Origin of the sequence: Methanoculleus oceani (assembly GCF_023702065.1) — an archaeon.
Taxonomy (GTDB): Archaea; Halobacteriota; Methanomicrobia; order Methanomicrobiales; family Methanoculleaceae; genus Methanoculleus; species Methanoculleus oceani.
On record NZ_QFDM01000002.1, the window covers coordinates 793,817 to 810,475 of the forward strand.

Genomic DNA, 16,659 nt, shown 5'->3' on the forward strand with positions numbered 1-16,659 from the left:
AGGATTGCTCCTCCGAACATGCTGTCCGCAGGATCGGGCAGCAGGATACCATCAGGTGATCCGATATGAGAGAACTCTACGAGAAGATGATAAACGAGGCCATGGCCGCCCAGCGGGCGGACGTGGATACGGTAAAGGCGAAACGCGGCCAGAAGTTTACCATCGAGGACACGAAACCCTACGTCGATGCGGTCCGGAAGATGACGGCGATCGGCGACCAGAGCCAGGCGGTCATCGACCTCCACAAGAACTCGGTGATCTCGCATTCCGAGATTCTTCAAGGCCTCGCAGCAACCGTCCGTCCCGAAGACGACCCGTTCGTCGAGCACTACCAGACACCCGTGGTGCTCGAGATCCTGAAGAGTCAGGACGAAGCGTTCGCGCGAAGCGTCGATGCCTTCATCCAGGCGATCGCGGATACGGAGGCCAGGATCGGCCTTGAGGCGGTGCGGCGCTACGGCGGGTTCTACGGGCCCACCTGCGTCGTCGACTTCGCACTGATCCCGGGGAGCACGAGCAACGTCGTGAACCGGGTCTTGAAGAAGACTGATATCCCGGTCGAGCACAAGCGGGCGATCCTCGCCGCCAAATCCTGGGGCATGAACACCTCCTACGGGTTCGGGGACGTCTTCGCCCACGCCCTCGAGGCAGGGGCCACCCCCGCCGAGGCGACGAAAAAAGAGATCGCGATCATGCAGAGGATCTACCGTGAACCCGTCGAGGCCCAGGCGGAGCTGATGGACGAGGCCGGGATGACGTCCTTTGACCCGCGGAAGTACATGAGCGAGTACCGGCGGCGGATGGAAGGAACCGTCAGGGCCGCGATCGACGACGGCGTCCACTACGGCAACATCCTGACGGTCCCCGCCTACAGCGTCGGCGACGTCGCGCACCACATCGCACAGTCGACCTTCAACATGTGCAAGGACGACGTCGTCATGGCGGTGATCGAGGCGGTTACGGAGGTGATGGAGTCGACGCTACGAAACTCGCTCGACTCATACGGGAGTTACTGGGACGTCCTCTCGCTTGCCACCGGTGCATCGGCCTCCGCGACCGAGTACATCCTCGAACTCGACTCATTCAACGCCCCGATGGTCGTCGACCTGCTCACGAAGAAGTTCCACAACTATGTCCTCTCCTACCCCACCCGGGGAGCGGCGGCGGAACTCCACAACTGCGACTTCATGGACATGATCTACCGCGGGTGGAAGCTCATCGACAGGGCGCGGAAGAACCGGAACGGGTCCGACGAAGTCCTGACCCCGATGGTCGGCAAGTACCCCGTCGATCTTTCACCCATCCACGCAAACGAGGTGCTGATGAACCCGCAGTGGTACGCCTACCCGGCCTGTGCGATAACCGTCCGGTTCTCCGCCCTGATGCGTCTTGCCGACTACCCGTGCCTCCTCACGAGCGAACCCGTGACCGCGACAATGATGACCAACGTCATCGCTCTCGAGAAGGACCAGTCCGCCGCCCCGGTGCGGGGCTGCAAGAACTGCGCCACGACGAGCCTTGTCGACCAGCGGCAGCACTATTGCCAGTGGAAAGAGGCGGTCTGAAGGGGGCTACGCTATGAAGTGCTACATCTGCGCCCTTGAGGGGGGAGAGAGCGAGGCGGTGGCAGTCTGCATCGTCTGCGGGATGGGACTCTGCATGGAGCACGCCATCCGGAAGGATGTCGATCTCTGGGAGGGCGGCTACCCGCTTCCCAGCAAGCGCGTGAAGGCTCCGCTGCCGAGGATTCTCTGTCCCGAGTGCTATGCTGCCCTGTACGGGAAGTAAGGCACTCGCCCGGCCATTTTTGGGCAAATCTTCATCTCTGAAACGGTGTTACCTTGATCTGGTGAAACAATGACTGTATCTCTCGGAAAACGATTCGTCGCCGAAGCGCTCGGGACGTTCCTCCTGGTCTTCTTCGGGGCCGGGGCCGCGGTCGTCACGCTGATGATCGCGGCGGGAACCACCCCGTCGACGCCGTTCAACATAGGGATCGGGGCGCTCGGCGGCCTCGGCGACTGGCTCGCCATCGGGCTTGCCTTCGGCATCGCCATCGCCGGGGCTATCTACGCCCTTGGAAGGATATCGGGCTGCCACATCAACCCGGCGGTGACGATAGCCCTCTTTGCAACCCGGCGGTTCCCCGGAAGCGATGTGGCCCCGTACATCGCCGCCCAGCTCCTTGGCGCAGCCGCCGCAAGCCTGCTCTTTGCCTGGGCCGTCGGCCCGGACGCAGTCACGATCGGCGGTCTCGGGGCGACAGCGCCCTTCCACGGTATCGGCTACCTGCAGGCGATCGTCATCGAGGCGATCGGGACGTTCCTCCTGATGCTCGTCATCATGGGCGTCGCCGTCGACGAGCGGGCCCCGCCGGGCTTTGCCGGTCTCATGGTAGGCCTCGCGGTCGCCGGCATCATCACGACGATCGGGAACCTGACCGGCGCGTCGTTAAACCCCGCCCGCACGTTCGGGCCGTACCTCGGGGACTGGCTCATCGGAGGACAGAACCTCTGGGCGTTCTTCCCGATCTACATCGTCGGCCCCATCGTCGGTGCGGTGCTCGCCGCGTTCCTCTACGATTACCTCTCCGGCGAGTAACCAGACCCTATCACTCTTTTCGCAACGGTTGTAGTCCGATTAAAAACCCCGCCGGTTTGCCGGCAGGAAGAAGAGCGGTGAACCGGAGCGGACCCGGTTCGCCGCAAGTTTGCCCGAATGCCCGTCGATTACACGGGCACCAGGGAACCCTTAGCGTGGAGCAGACGAAGCGACTCCGGTGCTCCCACCCGGATCGACATCCGGAGATCCGCACGTACCCGGCACAGGCGTCGCGGACCGCGTACCCATGACCGGGATGTTCACATTACCCTCGGAACCCCATTCCCACGGAGGATATTTATAGATTTCGGATGAGCGCCGTGCCGCGCCCTGCCGGTGCCTGCACCAGACCGGTCCGGTCCGGGCTCGCGCTTTCGCGGGGTATCGTGGCCCCACTGCATCCCGATGGGGAACGGGGCGGAACCTCACTCGAACCGCTTCGGATCGGTCTCGATATCGATGACGACGGGTTTGTTCATCTGCACCGCCCGGAGAACGGCCTCCGGGAGGTCCTGCGGCCGGGTCACCCGCATCCCGGCGCCGCCGCAGGTCTCTGCAAAGGCGGCAAAGTCGGGGTTCGTGAGATCGGTGCCGAACGGCGGGTAGTCCGCCTCCCGCTGCTCCTCCCGGATCATGGCAAGTTCGTGGTTGTTTAAGACCACGACGACGATGGGAAGATCGTACTTGACCGTTGTGGCGAAGTCGGCCATGACCATGGAGAACCCGCCGTCCCCGGTTATGCAGACGACGGTCTTCTCCGGATAGGCCAGTTTCGCCGCAATCGCCCCGGGGAGGCCGAACCCCATCGTCCCGAGGTAGCCCGACATCGCGAACCGCTGCCGCTTCATCCGGAAGTTCCTCCCGAACCACCACTGGTTCTCCCCGACGTCGAGAGAGATGACCGCATCCTCCGGCAGGGTCTCGGAGAGGACCTTCATGATGTAGGGCGGGCGGATAGGGACGATCTGTGGGTCGGCCTCCCGGTCGAGCCGGTCGAACCACTCCCGTCTCCGCTCCGCGAGCCATGCGCGGGTCCCCGCGTCCTCCCGCTGCCGGACCCGCTCCCGGATCCGGGGCAGGGCGACGGCACAGTCACCCCAGACCGCCACGACAAACGGGTGTTTGCCGAGCTGGAGCGGGTCAATATCGATGTGGACGGCCCTTTTGTCCCCGGGTATCCCGGTGAGGTCGGAGAAACTCGCCCCGCAGGCGATCACGAGGTCCGACTCGCTGACGAGCGTGCGGGCATGCGGCGTCCCGAGCGGCCCGTGCACCCCGGCAACCCACTCGTCCTCGTCGGGGAGGATGCCCTTCGCCCGGAAGGTGGTGACGACCGGCGCCTGGATCGTCTTTGCGAGATCGAGGACCGCTCCGGCCGCACCCATGGCCCCGAAACCCGCGAGGATGACCGGCCGTGCGGCGCCGTCGATCGCCTCGGCCGCCGCCCGGACGGCCTCGTCGGTCGGGGCCACCGTGACCGCCGGGAGACAGGTCTCGCGTTCGCAGTAGGCGGGTTCGAGGGGTTCCGCCTGGACGTCGTTCGGGAGCGAGAGCTGGGCGACACCGCGGGCGATGACGGCGTAACGGAGCGCCCGGGTGAGGAGTTTGACCGCCGTCGTCGGGTCGGCGACGGTGTTGTTGAAGACCGTGATGGGCCGGAAGAACGCGTCCTGGTCGATCTCCTGGATGCCGCCGGGACCGGCGTACTGCGTCTTCACCTGCCCGGAGAGCGCAAGCACGCTCGCCCGGTCCTCCTTCGCGTCGTAGAGCCCGGTGGCGAGGTTCGTCGCCCCGGGTCCGGCGATGGTCAGGCAGACCGCGATCTTTCCCGTAAACTTGTTGTAGGCAGACGCCGCCAGCGCCGCGGTCTGCTCGTGCCGGACGACGATATACCGGGCACCGGGGTTCTTCCTCACCGCGTCCACGAACGGGAGCGACGATGAACCGGGGATACCGAAGTACAGGGTGATCCCCCATGCCGCGAGTTCCGAGACCAGAACGTCGGCCACGGTCATGGCGGCCCCTTCAGAGGTAGTCTTCTTCATCCGTCTTCACCTCTTCCTCTTCTCCGTTGACCCGCACGAACGCTCCCTTCCCCACGGTGCAGCGCGGGCACCGCCAGTCGTCGGGGAGCTCCTCAAACGGCGTACCCGGCGGTATGCCGGTTGCCGGGTCCCCCGCTTCCTCATTGTACTCGTAATCACAGACACTGCACACCCATCGTGCCATACCCTCCACGCTCCGATGATAACTCTCCGGGCCGTACCCCATCTCCACGTATAAAAATGCCTCGCCTCCCGGCGACATGCGGCAGGGAGCGGAGTCAGGGCGACCCGGGTTTCCCCACCGCAGGGGGACGGGGCTTCTCATCACCGGCTGCGACCCCCCGGCTGTCCCCGTTTTCCTCCGCCACGTTTTTGGCGAGCGCCGAGAGGCCGAGGGTGGTCCCGAGGGTCATCGTGTCGAGCACCGATGCCGGAACGAGGACGAGCGTCGCCTTCTCCTTGAGGCCTTCGTAGAGCATGTTCATCGCCCGGAGGTGGAGGGCGGTCGGGTTGTTCTGGTAGGTCTTCGCCGCCTCCTCGAACTTCTTCGCGACCTGCAGCTCGGAGTCGCCGAGGATCACCCGCGCCTGCCGCTCGCGCTCCGCCTGGGCCTGCATGGACATCGCGTCCTGCAACTCGCGGGGGATCAGGATATCCCGGATCTCCACGGAACTGACATGGATTCCCCACTGTTCGGTCCGGACGTCGATGATCCGCTGCAGCTCCGCATCGAGCCTCTCCCGGCCCTCGAGCATATTTGCGAGGTCGGACTTCCCGATGACCTCCCGGAGCGCCGTCTGCGCCGCCCAGCTGATGGCTGAGCGGTAGTCCTCGACCTCCAGCGCCGCCTTTTCCGGGTCCCTCACGCGCCAGAAGAGGACCGCCTCGACGTCGACCGGGACCGTATCGCGGGTGAGGGTCTTTTCCGCCCGAAACGACGTCGTGATAGTGCGGAGATCGATCCAGTAGGCCACCGTATCGATGAGCGGCACGATGATGAAGGCGCCCGGACCCCTGAGGCCCGAGAACCGGCCCAGGCGCAGCACGACCGCTTTCTCCCACTGGTCGGCGATCTGCACCGAGGCGGCGGCGAGCACCCCCGCGAGGACGATGGCGGCGGCAACCCAGATGACGGGGGAGAGGCCGGGGATTGTGAAGGCAGCGTACGCGACCAGCACTCCAAGGAGCGCGATCAGGAGGGCAATTGCATATCGCAGCGGGTTCTGCCTGCTCATAAGGTTCTACCCGCCGGATGATGTACGCCCCAGGTATATAATAATGCTTATATAGTCCATTTTGAATCAACACTTTTCGCCGTGAGACGGGAGACGACCATGGAGCTCGGTGATGTTCACTCGTTCGACCTGACACCGGCCGAAGCAATCCGCCTCCAGGAGGCGCTCCGGGCCCGGGTCCGCCTATCCGGCGATATCGGGGAGATCTCCCTCGTGGCCGGCGCCGACGCCTCCTACGAGAAGGGCTCGGACGAGATCCACGCGGTCGTCGTCGCCCTTGGTTACCCGGATCTCACCGTCGTCGAGCGGGTCTCCGCAAGCACGGAGACGTCGTTTCCCTACATCCCCGGCCTCCTGACCTTCCGGGAAGGCCCCGCCCTCATCGAGGCGTTCCGGAGACTGCGGTCCGAGCCGGATGTCGTCTTCTTCGACGGGCAGGGGATCGCCCACCCCCGGGGCCTCGGCATCGCGAGCCACATGGGCATCCTGCTCGACCGGCCCACCGTCGGGGTCGCAAAGAGCCTTCTTTCGGGAACAGCGACGGAGCCGGGGCCCGGCATGGGATCGACCGCCCCCATACTTCGCGACGGCGAGACGATCGGGATGACGGTCCGGACGAAAGAGAAGACGAAACCGGTCTATGTCTCGGTGGGGCACCGGATCACTCTTTCAACCGCGGTCGACCTCGTCCTCGCGACCTCCCGGGGATACCGGCTCCCGGAGCCGACCCGGCAGGCCCACCTCTTCGCGAACACCGTCCGGAGGGAGGGGAGCGGAGAGGGGAGACAGACTACCCTCCTCTCCGGAGGGGGGTAGAGCGAAACCGTTATCACCGTTCGGGCCGGAGAGACGTTTGCCGACCGGTGCGGCAGGCCCTGCCGGGACGGTTAAGAGTCTACGGAGCATGAAGCATGTCGGATACCTGCGTATACCGTATAACATCCGGAGCATGGTCGATGGAGGCGGCAGGACATGGCCGCACGTGAGATTGTGCCGGGCGTCTTTTCAGTCGGCGCCATCGACTGGGACCGCCGGCTCTTCGACGAACTGATCCCACTTCCCGACGGCACCACCTACAACAGTTACCTGGTGAGGGGCAGCGAGAAGACGGCGCTGATCGATACCGTCGATCCGACGAAGACCGCAGAACTCATGGGGAACCTGGACGGCCTCGGGGTCGGGAGCATCGACTACATCGTCTCCAACCATGCCGAACAGGATCATTCGGGATCGATACCGGCGATGCTCGACCGATTCGGCGACGCGAAGGTGGTGACGAACCAGAAGTGCCGCGACTTCCTGGTCGATCTTCTGCATATCCCGCAGGACCGGGTCGTCGTCATCGGCGACGGCGATACACTCGACCTCGGGGACAGAACGTTCGAGTTCATCATCGCCCCCTGGGTCCACTGGCCGGAGACGATGCTGACCTACCTCCGGGAAGACCGGATCCTCTTCTCCTGCGATCTCTTCGGCTCGCACTACGCGACGAGTTCCCTCTACGTCCCCGACGAGGGTGCGATCTACGAGTCCGCGAAGCGTTACTACGCCGAGATCATGATGCCCTTCCGGTCGAGCATCAAGGCGCACCTCGCGAAACTCGCGTCGCGGGAGATCGACGTGATCGCCCCGAGCCACGGCCCGGCCTATGACAGGCCGGCGTTCATCGTCGACGCCTACCTGGACTGGACGGACGACGCCGTGAAGAACATGGTGGTGCTTCCTTTCGTCTCCATGCACGGAAGCACGCAGGCGATGGTCGACCACTTCGTCGATGCCCTGATGCAGCGGGGTATCCCGGTCCAGCCGTTCAACCTCACAAAGACCGATATCGGCGACCTCGCAAAGGCTCTCGTGGATGCTGCGACGGTCGTGATCGGGTCGCCGACGGTCATCTTCGGCCCCCACCCGCAGGCGGTCTACGCGGCGTACCTCGCAAACCTCCTCCGCCCGAAGACGCGGTACGCGACGGTGATCGGGTCCTACGGCTGGGGCGGGAAGACGGTCGACACCGTGAAGGATATGCTCGGCCGGCTCAAGGTCGAGTTCCTCGAGCCGGTCTACGTCAGGGGCTACCCGAAGGAGGAGGACTTCGCGGCGCTGGACCGGCTCGCCGACGAGATCCAAAAGAAACACGAGGAAGCGGGGATCGCCCCGTCCTGACATCCCTTCTTCTTTCGCGTTCTGCCGTCAGGTGCAGGAACCGCACGCCCGGCACCGAAATCTTAACAGTGTAGGATACCGACCAATCCTCGAGCTGACTTATGCCCCCGTCCGACTTCAAGAGAGTCATTGCAGAGTCGCCCTACGTCTTCATCATCGGCGTGGCGGGAGACAGCGGGACCGGAAAGACCACGTTCACCCGGGCGATCAGGGAGATCTTCGGAGAGGACCTCGTCTCCACCATCACCATCGACGACTACCACAAATACGACCGCCGGGAGCGCAAAGAGCTCGGGATCACGCCGCTCGTCCCCGAGGCGAACCGGTTCGACCTGCTGGAGGAGCACCTCTCTGACCTCAAAGCGGGAAGGAAGATCGTCAAACCGGTCTACAACCACGACAACGGGCGGTTCGACCCGCCGGTGCCCTTCAGCCCCACGAAGATCCTGATCCTCGAGGGGCTGCACCCATTTATAACCCCAAAGATGCGGACCCTGATCGACTTCAAGCTCTACGTGGACCCGGACCCCGACGTCAAACGCGCCTGGAAGATCAAGCGCGACGTGGAACGGCGGGGATACTCCCCCGACGCGGTCGAGAGAGAGATGGAAGAGCGCAAGCCCGACTTCGAGCGGTACGTCGCGCCGCAGTGCCTGTTCGCGGACGCGGTCATCAGGATCGCCTTCTCGAAGTACGGCCGGGAGGTGAGCGAGGAGAGGAACGTCTACCACGTCACCCTCTGCCAGAACAAGCTTGATCGAAGCATCGGGGACGTCGACCTCTCCATCGACCTCTTCGGGCTCCTCTCGCTCTCCGAGCGCGACTTCATGGTCGAGTTCACGACGGAAGACGTCGGCGGGAGGACGATGGGGGCGCTCACGTTCGATGGAGAGTTAAACGACGCCGTTGTCAGGAAACTGGAGAGGAACATCGAGATCCAGACGCAGGTGGAGCCCATCGATCTCGTCCAGAGCGGTGCTTACCTGACGGCCGGCGATATGGCCCAGCTCATCCTCGCCTGGCGGATCATCAACCGGCGCATCTTCATCGAGAGCGCCCCGGAAACGGCCGGGGGGGAGCAGGCGGCGTCGGCCGAAAGAGGCGGGTGCCGATGCGGCCGCAGGTGATTCGGGGCGCCCTCCTGCCCCGGGGAGTCGAACGGCTGTGCATGAGAAAGTAAATAAGACCGCCCGGAGAACGTGTACCAATGGATAGGATCGAGCAGTTCTCGATCATCGCACCCGATATCGGCAATATCTTCAGGTACATGAGCATCGCCACGGCGGTGCCGCTTGTCGTGGCGGTGATCTATCGGGAGTGGGAGATGATCCTGCCCATGGTCTCCGTCCCGGTCGTCCTTTTTCTCCTCGGGACACTTCTTGTCCGGGTTCCCCGGAAAGAGCGTGAGGCGCCCCTGTCCGCCGCCCTTATGGCCGTCGCCCTGATCTGGCTGATCATCGCGCTGGTGAGCGCCCTGCCGTTCAGCCTCGGGCTCGGCGTCTCCTACCTCGACGCCGTCTTCGAGGCGATGTCGGGGTGGACCGATACGGGCCTGACAATGATGCGGTCGGTCGAGGACCTGCCACGGACGCTCCTCTTCTGGCGGTCGCTGATGCAGTGGCTCGGCGGTATCGGGATCGTCGCCTTCACCGTCGCGATGGCTTCGAGGACCGGGCTGACGCAGTTCCGCCTCTACCGGTCGGAAGGTCGCTCGGAGGCGCTGATGCCGAGCGTCGTCGCAACGGGCTTTGAGATGTGGAAGATTTACCTGGTGCTGACCGCCGCCTCGATCGGCCTCGTCCTCCTCTCGGGGATACCCCTCTGGGACGCGGTGAACATCGCCCTTGTCGCGATCTCCACCGGAGGGTTCTCCGTCCACTCGGAAGGGATCCCCTTCTACAACAACCCGCTCCTCGAAGTCCTCATCGTCCCGATCATGATCGCCGGTGCCCTCCCGTTCAAGATCTACTACCTCCTCTACCGCCAGAAAGGTGTGCGGTTCTTCGACGACCAGCAGGCACGCCTCCTCTTCATACTCGTCGCGCTCGGGATCGTCGTGATCGCATGGGACCTCATCACGCTCAGCGCGACCGATCTGCCCACCGCCATCCCCCAGGCGCTCTTCATGTCGGCCGCGGCGGTCACCAGTACCGGGTTCCAGGTCGCCTCTCCGAACGAGTGGGCGAGCGTGACCGTCCTCTTTCTATCCATGCTGATGGTGATCGGCGGGTCGTCGGGGAGCACCGCCGGCGGTATCAAACTCTCCCGGGTGGTCCTCGGGTTCCAGAGCCTGCTCTGGTGGTTCCGGCGGATGTTCGTCTCCGGGAAGGTGCTCGTGCCCTTCAAGTACGACGGTAAGGTGATCCCGAAGAACATCGCCGACCTCGAGGTCTCCCGGAACATGCTGACCATCATGCTCTATTTCCTGATCATCTTCGTCGCCACGATACTGGTGATGCACCTGCAGCCGACGCCCTTCGACTCGAGCAACGTGATCTTCGAGGTCGTCTCCGCGATGTGCAACAACGGCATCTCCACAGGGTTCGTCTCACCCGATATGGCCGATTCGGCGAAGGTTCTCTTCATCATGGTCATGTGGATCGGGCGCCTAGAGATCATCCCGGTGATCATGCTCGTTATGGGTGTCCTCAAGCGGTTCGAGTGAGTGGCCCTCCCGGTGGGGTTAGGGCGGGCCGGCTGTATGCCAGGATCGGGCCGGTCAGTGGGCTCATGCCTCCTTTGGTTTGGCTAGGTCCCGTATACTGGACTGTGGGAGTATCGCCACGGGGGATGGGGCTGACGGGGAGTGCGATGTTCCGACAGGAACGGAGCACGAGAAGGCCGAAGGCCTTTGAGGTGCGAGCGAGAGCGAGCTTGAGCACCGTTAGGTGCGAGGTGCGAACGGAGTGAGCATGAGAAACTCGAAGAGTTTCGAGGGGGGGCATGCCCCCCTCCCCTGTCTCAACCCCACTAAAATGACGTCTACAACCCCCACCCTGCCCGGCCTCCGGCCTCCTCACCCGCACCTGCGGTGCTCATGCTCCGGCCCTACGGCCCGTCACAACCCGCACCTGCGGTGCTCATGCTCCGGCCCTACGGCCCGTCACAACCCGCACCTGCGGTGCTCATGCTCCGGCCCTACGGCCCGTCGCACCCCACACCTCGGGGCGGGGGCAGTGCGTGGCGATATGCGACGTTCTGGTAGGAACGGAGCTCGAGCACCGTAGGTGCGCAGTCCCCTCGAAAGCCGTGCACGAGTCCATCATGTCCTGAACAGTGGTAAGTTGGGCATGTGAGACCTAGATGTTGCAGGCTCCGGGATGTAATCTTCGAGAAACGTCGTCCCTTCGGAGGCTCACGCCCCTGTCCCTCGCAAGGATCCCTCCAGGATTACCTCGCCGGCAAGTCGACCAAACCGGTTCTCCCGGGCCGCAAAAGAAAAGATTAGCCGGTTACTCCGGCCGGTAGTTCAGGTACAGGTCGTCCACCGTCGCCCTGTCCCCGCCGCTCTTTGCAAGCAGGTCCATGTAGGTGTAGACCTCGGGGGCATCCTTCTTTAAGAGTGCCGGGGTGGTGTGGTAGAGCATGAAGGCATCGGCAAAGAGCGCCGCCTCCTTCTCCTCACCGGGCGGTGCGTCGATACCGGCCAGGTAGGACCCGGGGTTTGCGGCCAGCGTCGCAAAGACCGTGCTCTCTCCAAACTCCCTGGTATGGTAGACCCGGTACCCGACCTGCTCGGCGAAGACCTCGTCGGCCCGCGCCGGGTCCCTGTCCGAGCGGATGTAGATGGCGCTCTCCTCAGGGACGTACAGGCCGTTCACGCTCCCGGTCCCATCCCGCTGCCTGAACAACGCATTTCCGCTGTCGATGTAGACAGTGAGGTTCTCCATAAACTCTTCTCTGATCTTGGTGCTCTGCTGCAGCACCAGGGCCTCTGCAAGTGCCGCTTCGGTGCCGCTCCCATCCCTGTTTTCCAGACGGAAACCGGTGACCGGGCTCACTGAGAAGGCCGAACAAACGACGATCAGGAGAATGATCGCCGCGATCAACCGTGATCGAAATCGTGGGTCCATCGCTTTCCCTCTGCTTGACAAGAGTTTCAAACTGTTCAATATATACTTTTCTAATTTTAAAAAACAGAATATAAATCCCTGATTATTAAAATGCCGTAAGAAATTCAGGACTTTAGTAAAAGGACCTCTCAGATACACCGATCCAACCACAACAAAGCATATATAGTTAAGGAATGTGAACCCCATCCGACACCTAATTACCCATGCAAGCGCATAGTAGAAACAATGAAACAGATCGCTCTCTACGGGAAGGGGGGAATCGGGAAATCCACCACTGCAGCGAACCTGTCGGCAGCACTCGCAGGAGAGGGGCTCGATATCCTGCAGATCGGCTGCGATCCGAAGCACGACAGCACCCGCATGCTGATGCACGGGACCTGGATCCCGACGGTCCTCGACCTCATCCGGGAGCGTGGAGACGAGAGCATCACCGCCGACGACGTGGTCTACGAGGGCTTCCGGGGGGTGCGCTGCGTGGAGGCCGGCGGCCCAGAACCGGGGATCGGGTGCGCCGGCCGGGGCATCATCGCGACATTCCAGCTCCTCGAACGCCTGGAGGCCCTCAAAGGCGACGTGATCGTCTACGATGTCCTCGGAGACGTCGTCTGCGGCGGCTTCGCGATGCCGATGCGTGAGGGATACGCGCAGGAGGTCTACCTGGTCACCTCCGGCGAACTGATGTCCGTCTACGCAGCGAACAACATCGCAAAAGCCATCGCCCGCCTCTCGCGCAGGGTGCGGAGCAGGTGCTCCCTCGGAGGCGTGATCTGCAACGCAAAGAACATCGAGGGCGAACGGGACCTGGTGGAGGAGTTCGCACGCCGGATCAACTCACGGCTCATCGCCTACATCCCCCGCTCCCGGGTCGTGCAGGTTGCGGAACTGCACAAGCAGACGGTCGTCGAGTACGCCCCCGAATCGGACCAGGCGGCGGTCTACCAGGAACTTGCACGCACGATTTACGGAAACGAAACGACGAGTATCCCCACCCCCCTCGAGATGGATGAGCTCGAAACCTTCGCCCTCGAATTCGTCCAGGTTTGAGGGGTGTACCCTGACCGGAGCGCTCTCGGTGCTCACGGAGGTACGGGACGCTGTCTGCATCGTCCACGGTCCGGCGGGGTGCACGCACCATAACTTCTCCCTTCTTCACGCCACGTTGCTCTCGAACGGCCGGGTCGAAGTCCCCCGCCTCCTCTCCACCCGCTTAACGGAGAACGGCATCATCTTCGGGGGGGAAGAGGCGCTGGAGAAGACCATAACACGGGCGCTCTCGCTCTCGCCCACGCCCGCTTCCGTCTTCGTCCTCTCGACCTGCATCGTCGAGACGATCGGGGACGACGTCGCGGCGGTCTGCGCAAAAGAGCGGAGCATCCCGGTCATCGCCGTCCCGACCGCCGGGTTCCTCGGGGGGGTATTTGAGACCGGCATCAGAAACGCCCTCTCCTCCGTAGCCTCGCTCGCCCGGCCCGGAGGCGAGGCGACCCTCTCGGCAAACCTGGTCGGCGAGAAGAACCTGGAGTACGGCGTCGACGAGAATGCGGCCGAGATCGCACGCCTCCTCAGCCGGCTCGGCATCGGGGTCAACCTCAGGTTCGTCCGGGAGATCGGTACCAGGGATATCGAACGCCTCGGCTCTGCCGCCGTGAACATCCTCCGCGAACCGGCGCTCCGGCCGGTCGGGGAAGACCTCAAACGGAGGCTCGGCACGCCCTACGTGGACTCGTTCCCGGCAGGCCTTACGGGGACGTGCCGATTCCTTGAGGATGTCGGCCGGATCTGCGGCATCGACGCCTCGGCAGCCGTCGAAGAGGAGCGCGCCTATCAGGCGGCGATGCTCGCGAGGTTCGCCGGGATCGCGGGCAGCAGGGTGCACTTCCAGTCTCCCCACCCCATGCTCAAGACCGATCCGGGCGCGGAGGCCATCTGCACCGAATGCGCCGAAGCCCTCGACCTCGCCGTCGTCCCGGACGGGGCGGCCATCCCCCTTCCGTACCCGGCGCCCGTGGGGACCGCCGGCCTCCGGCGGATGCTGCACCGGTGGCGGGTTCTTATCCGGGAGAAGAGGCGGCAGCCAGCGTGACGGGCTCCGGCGACCGTACACTTAAATATCCGGTGCACAGAGAGAGAACATCGGAGTGAGTGCCAGAGTATGTTCGAACGCATCTTGTTTCCAACGGACTTTTCAGAGCCCTCCATGAAAGTGCTGGGCTACATCCCCGCACTGCAGGAGGCGGGAACCCGGGAGGTGGTCCTCGTCCACGTCATCGACTCAAAGGACATCACGCTGATCGCCTCGGGAGGACAGGGGTTCCTCGGGACCGTACCCGACCGGGAGACCGAGGCCCAGAAAGAGTTGCGAGAAGAGATCCAGCACCGGATCATCGATACCCGACGGGCGCTCGAGAGACAGGGCGTCAAGGTGACCGTCCGGACACCCGTGGGCAGCCCGGGAAAGGAGGTCGTGGCTGCAGCGGACGCAGAAGGGGTCTCGCTCATCGTCATCGGCTCCCACGGCCGGTCGAACATCCGCGACCGCCTGCTCGGGACGGTCTCGGAGTACGTGATCAAGAACGCCCACCAGCCGGTCCTGGTCATCAAGCGTGAAGCGGTCGCCGGGAAGTAGTTCTCTCCCTTTTCCCACAGCCAGTAGAAAAAGATCCTTTATTTCTCCCGCCTGCTCTCCAGCAACATCCGGATCGCCCGCAGTTCCTCCACCACCGCATCGGCAGCCGGCAGCTCTTCCGGCTCGCCCCCGGTCGCGACGGGACCGGTCCTCCGTACGAAGTTCATGATCTTCTCCTGGAGGTCCTTTGGATCCGTTATCCCGTTGAGGACGATCTCCGCCCGCGCCTGGGCCGAGTATCCGGCGGTCTGCACCCGGACCGCCGAGAAGGAGAAGAACCGCATAAGGGGCCCCTGGGAGATATCCACGTTCGTGATCCGGTTGTAGGGGACGATCCCCGTCTGCCGGAACCAGACCCCCCGCTGCCAGGTGACCTCGGTGACGGTGAGCCGGTAGGTGATGCTCTCGCAGTAGAGGGGTATCCAGTAGGCGACGAAGGCGATGACGGCAAGGACGGGTATCGCGACGGCGAGAGCGACGGGCAGCGGGCTGAAGACAACGACGGGAGCCAGCCAGGGCAGGACGAAGAGGACGACGGCCAGGACCAGGGACGCGTAGAGGTACGACCGGAACTGCGGCGCCGGTCCAAACGCCTCCCCGATGCGGAGGGTGATGAGGGACATACTAGTACACTAATCTCAATCCGGATTGATTAAGCCTTCCCGGCCGGCGAGGTCCCTCCTGAGGATGTGGCGATCGCCTCCCTCGCCGAAGTAGGCCGGGCAGAAGTCCGTCTCCCGAAAACCGTGCCTCTCGTAGAGCCCCCGGGCGCCGTGGTTTCCCGGCGCGACCGAGAGGCAGACTTCCCCCGCTCCCCGCTCCCGGAGGCTGCCGGTGACGGCGGCAACGAGGTTCCCCCCGAGCCCGCGGCGCCGGTAGCGCTCCGCCACCACCAGCCGGACGATCCAGCCCGTGGCCGGCCGGTGCTGCACGAGAGCCCCGATGGTGTAGCCGACGACCTTCCCGCCGCATTCCGCAACAAGGAAGGTATCGGCGAAGAGGACGCCGGCCTGCCGGATGAAGACCTCGGGCTTGCAGCCTTCAGGGCTGTTCTCCCGCTCGAGGGCACAGACTGCCGGATAATCCTCGTCGCGGTATCCCCTGATCATCGGGTCCATACCAGTGTATTCGTCATGGAGGGTAAAAAAGAGGCAGCAGCCCCGGGGCCCCACGCCCCGGTGCATACGAGGACGTACAGGCTCACTTCTTCAGGCCTTTCTCAAGCATGTCGCGCGCCATCTTGTAGGTCTCGATCTTGTACTGCATCATCTCGATGTGCTGCTGCTTCATCTTGATGCGGGACTCGATCATCCGTATTGTCAGCTGCCGCATCTGGTCCTCGTCGAGGAGATCGCGCATCTTCTCAAGGAGCATACCGTGGGCGCCGTATCCGCCGTAATGTGTCATGTCATAACCCCCTTATACCGACCTCGTCTATACGGGCGAGATCGGCACCTCGATATCTGCCGGCCCTTAAATACCTTATGGCAGGTGGGCCCCGTCCCGCGGGGTTACGGGGAGGACGCGAACGCTTCGCCGTGTTCGGCCCAGTTCTCGACCGGCGGCTCGTAGAGGACGATACAGACGTCTTCGGGATGAACTCCGGCATTTCGGGCGAGCTGCTCCACGATCGCACGGTAGAGTGCCTCTTTCTTCTCGGCGCTGCGCCCCGGCATGAGCGAGACCTCGATGAGGACTGCGTCGCCGGAACGGCCGGGGGGCATCGGGAAGTTCTCCTCTTTTCGCTCGCAGAGCCGGATCCAGAGGGCGGCCTCCGGGGTCTGCAGGGTGTCTACAAAAGCCTCACGGAGACTTTCGATAAGCAATTGCCGGTAAGCAACAGGCTTTCCGGTGCGGATCTCGATCTTTACAAGCGGCATGCAGACATCTCTCCAGCGGCAGCCGGGGATCCGGGC

Annotated in this window: 18 protein-coding genes; 10 read left to right on the forward strand and 8 right to left on the reverse strand. The window is 63.7% G+C overall.

Features of this window, described 5'->3' with window-relative positions; all coding sequences use genetic code 11:
* Positions 1–65 precede the first annotated feature (65 nt).
* From DIC75_RS08985 to DIC75_RS08995, 3 genes are all read left to right on the forward strand, one after another.
* Complete coding sequence (locus DIC75_RS08985; protein WP_250987677.1) at positions 66–1,565, forward strand: DUF2193 domain-containing protein; 1,500 nt, start codon at positions 66–68, stop codon at positions 1,563–1,565.
* 13 nt (positions 1,566–1,578) lie between these two features.
* Positions 1,579–1,788 (forward strand): DUF2180 family protein, encoded by a 210-nt coding sequence (locus DIC75_RS08990; protein ID WP_250987678.1) that lies wholly within the window; start codon positions 1,579–1,581, stop codon positions 1,786–1,788.
* A gap of 69 nt (positions 1,789–1,857) precedes the next feature.
* Entirely contained in the window at positions 1,858–2,601 is a 744-nt protein-coding gene (locus DIC75_RS08995; protein WP_250987679.1) for an MIP/aquaporin family protein, read from the forward strand.
* Positions 2,602–3,026: 425 nt separating this feature from the next.
* Here DIC75_RS08995 and DIC75_RS09000 read toward each other — a convergent pair whose 3' ends face one another.
* The 3 genes from DIC75_RS09000 to DIC75_RS09010 all read right to left on the reverse strand — a co-directional run bounded on the left by DIC75_RS09000 (position 3,027) and on the right by DIC75_RS09010 (position 5,881).
* Positions 3,027–4,646: a thiamine pyrophosphate-binding protein gene (locus tag DIC75_RS09000; RefSeq protein ID WP_250987680.1), complete on the reverse strand. Its 1,620-nt coding sequence runs from the start codon at positions 4,644–4,646 to the stop codon at positions 3,027–3,029.
* Positions 4,627–4,830, reverse strand: coding sequence for a rubredoxin (locus DIC75_RS09005; RefSeq protein ID WP_250987681.1), 204 nt, complete (start codon positions 4,828–4,830; stop codon positions 4,627–4,629). The genes DIC75_RS09000 and DIC75_RS09005 overlap by 20 nt, the downstream gene beginning before the upstream one ends.
* A gap of 94 nt (positions 4,831–4,924) precedes the next feature.
* Complete coding sequence (locus tag DIC75_RS09010) at positions 4,925–5,881, reverse strand: slipin family protein (RefSeq protein ID WP_250987682.1); 957 nt, start codon at positions 5,879–5,881, stop codon at positions 4,925–4,927.
* 81 nt (positions 5,882–5,962) lie between these two features.
* On the opposite strand from DIC75_RS09010, the gene nfi reads away from it, so the two are divergent.
* From nfi to DIC75_RS09030, 4 genes are all read left to right on the forward strand, one after another.
* Entirely contained in the window at positions 5,963–6,697 is a 735-nt protein-coding gene (nfi, locus tag DIC75_RS09015; RefSeq protein ID WP_250987683.1) for a deoxyribonuclease V, read from the forward strand.
* A gap of 156 nt (positions 6,698–6,853) precedes the next feature.
* Positions 6,854–8,044, forward strand: a complete 1,191-nt coding sequence (locus tag DIC75_RS09020) for an FprA family A-type flavoprotein (RefSeq protein WP_250987684.1) — start codon at positions 6,854–6,856, stop codon at positions 8,042–8,044.
* Between the two features lie 101 nt (positions 8,045–8,145).
* A complete protein-coding gene (locus DIC75_RS09025; protein WP_250987685.1) occupies positions 8,146–9,171 on the forward strand; it encodes a phosphoribulokinase in 1,026 nt (341 codons plus the stop codon).
* Positions 9,172–9,251: 80 nt separating this feature from the next.
* The gene (locus DIC75_RS09030; protein WP_250987686.1) at positions 9,252–10,709 is read left to right on the forward strand and encodes a TrkH family potassium uptake protein; all 1,458 of its coding nucleotides are present in this window, start codon (positions 9,252–9,254) and stop codon (positions 10,707–10,709) included.
* A 787-nt stretch (positions 10,710–11,496) separates the two neighbouring features.
* Here DIC75_RS09030 and DIC75_RS09035 read toward each other — a convergent pair.
* A complete protein-coding gene (locus tag DIC75_RS09035; protein WP_250987687.1) occupies positions 11,497–12,117 on the reverse strand; it encodes a hypothetical protein in 621 nt (206 codons plus the stop codon).
* 225 nt (positions 12,118–12,342) lie between these two features.
* Between DIC75_RS09035 and cfbC the strand changes: the two genes are divergently transcribed.
* From cfbC to DIC75_RS09050, 3 genes are all read left to right on the forward strand, one after another.
* Positions 12,343–13,161 (forward strand): Ni-sirohydrochlorin a,c-diamide reductive cyclase ATP-dependent reductase subunit, encoded by an 819-nt coding sequence (gene cfbC, locus DIC75_RS09040; protein WP_250987688.1) that lies wholly within the window; start codon positions 12,343–12,345, stop codon positions 13,159–13,161.
* Positions 13,121–14,200, forward strand: coding sequence for a nitrogenase component 1 (locus DIC75_RS09045; RefSeq protein ID WP_284738432.1), 1,080 nt, complete (start codon positions 13,121–13,123; stop codon positions 14,198–14,200). Before cfbC ends, DIC75_RS09045 begins: the two co-directional genes overlap by 41 nt.
* 69 nt (positions 14,201–14,269) lie before the next feature.
* Positions 14,270–14,743, forward strand: a complete 474-nt coding sequence (locus tag DIC75_RS09050) for a universal stress protein (RefSeq protein WP_284738433.1) — start codon at positions 14,270–14,272, stop codon at positions 14,741–14,743.
* Between the two features lie 38 nt (positions 14,744–14,781).
* Here DIC75_RS09050 and DIC75_RS09055 read toward each other — a convergent pair whose 3' ends face one another.
* From DIC75_RS09055 to DIC75_RS09070, 4 genes are all read right to left on the reverse strand, one after another.
* Positions 14,782–15,366 carry a PH domain-containing protein gene (locus tag DIC75_RS09055; protein ID WP_250987691.1) on the reverse strand — a complete coding sequence of 195 codons (585 nt, stop codon included), beginning with the start codon at positions 15,364–15,366 and terminating at the stop codon, positions 14,782–14,784.
* A gap of 15 nt (positions 15,367–15,381) precedes the next feature.
* A complete protein-coding gene (locus DIC75_RS09060) occupies positions 15,382–15,861 on the reverse strand; it encodes a GNAT family N-acetyltransferase (protein WP_250987692.1) in 480 nt (159 codons plus the stop codon).
* Between the two features lie 82 nt (positions 15,862–15,943).
* On the reverse strand, positions 15,944–16,150 hold the full coding sequence (locus DIC75_RS09065) for a hypothetical protein (RefSeq protein WP_250987693.1): 207 nt from the start codon (positions 16,148–16,150) through the stop codon (positions 15,944–15,946).
* 104 nt (positions 16,151–16,254) lie between these two features.
* Positions 16,255–16,623, reverse strand: coding sequence for a tautomerase family protein (locus DIC75_RS09070; RefSeq protein WP_250987694.1), 369 nt, complete (start codon positions 16,621–16,623; stop codon positions 16,255–16,257).
* Positions 16,624–16,659 lie beyond the last annotated feature (36 nt).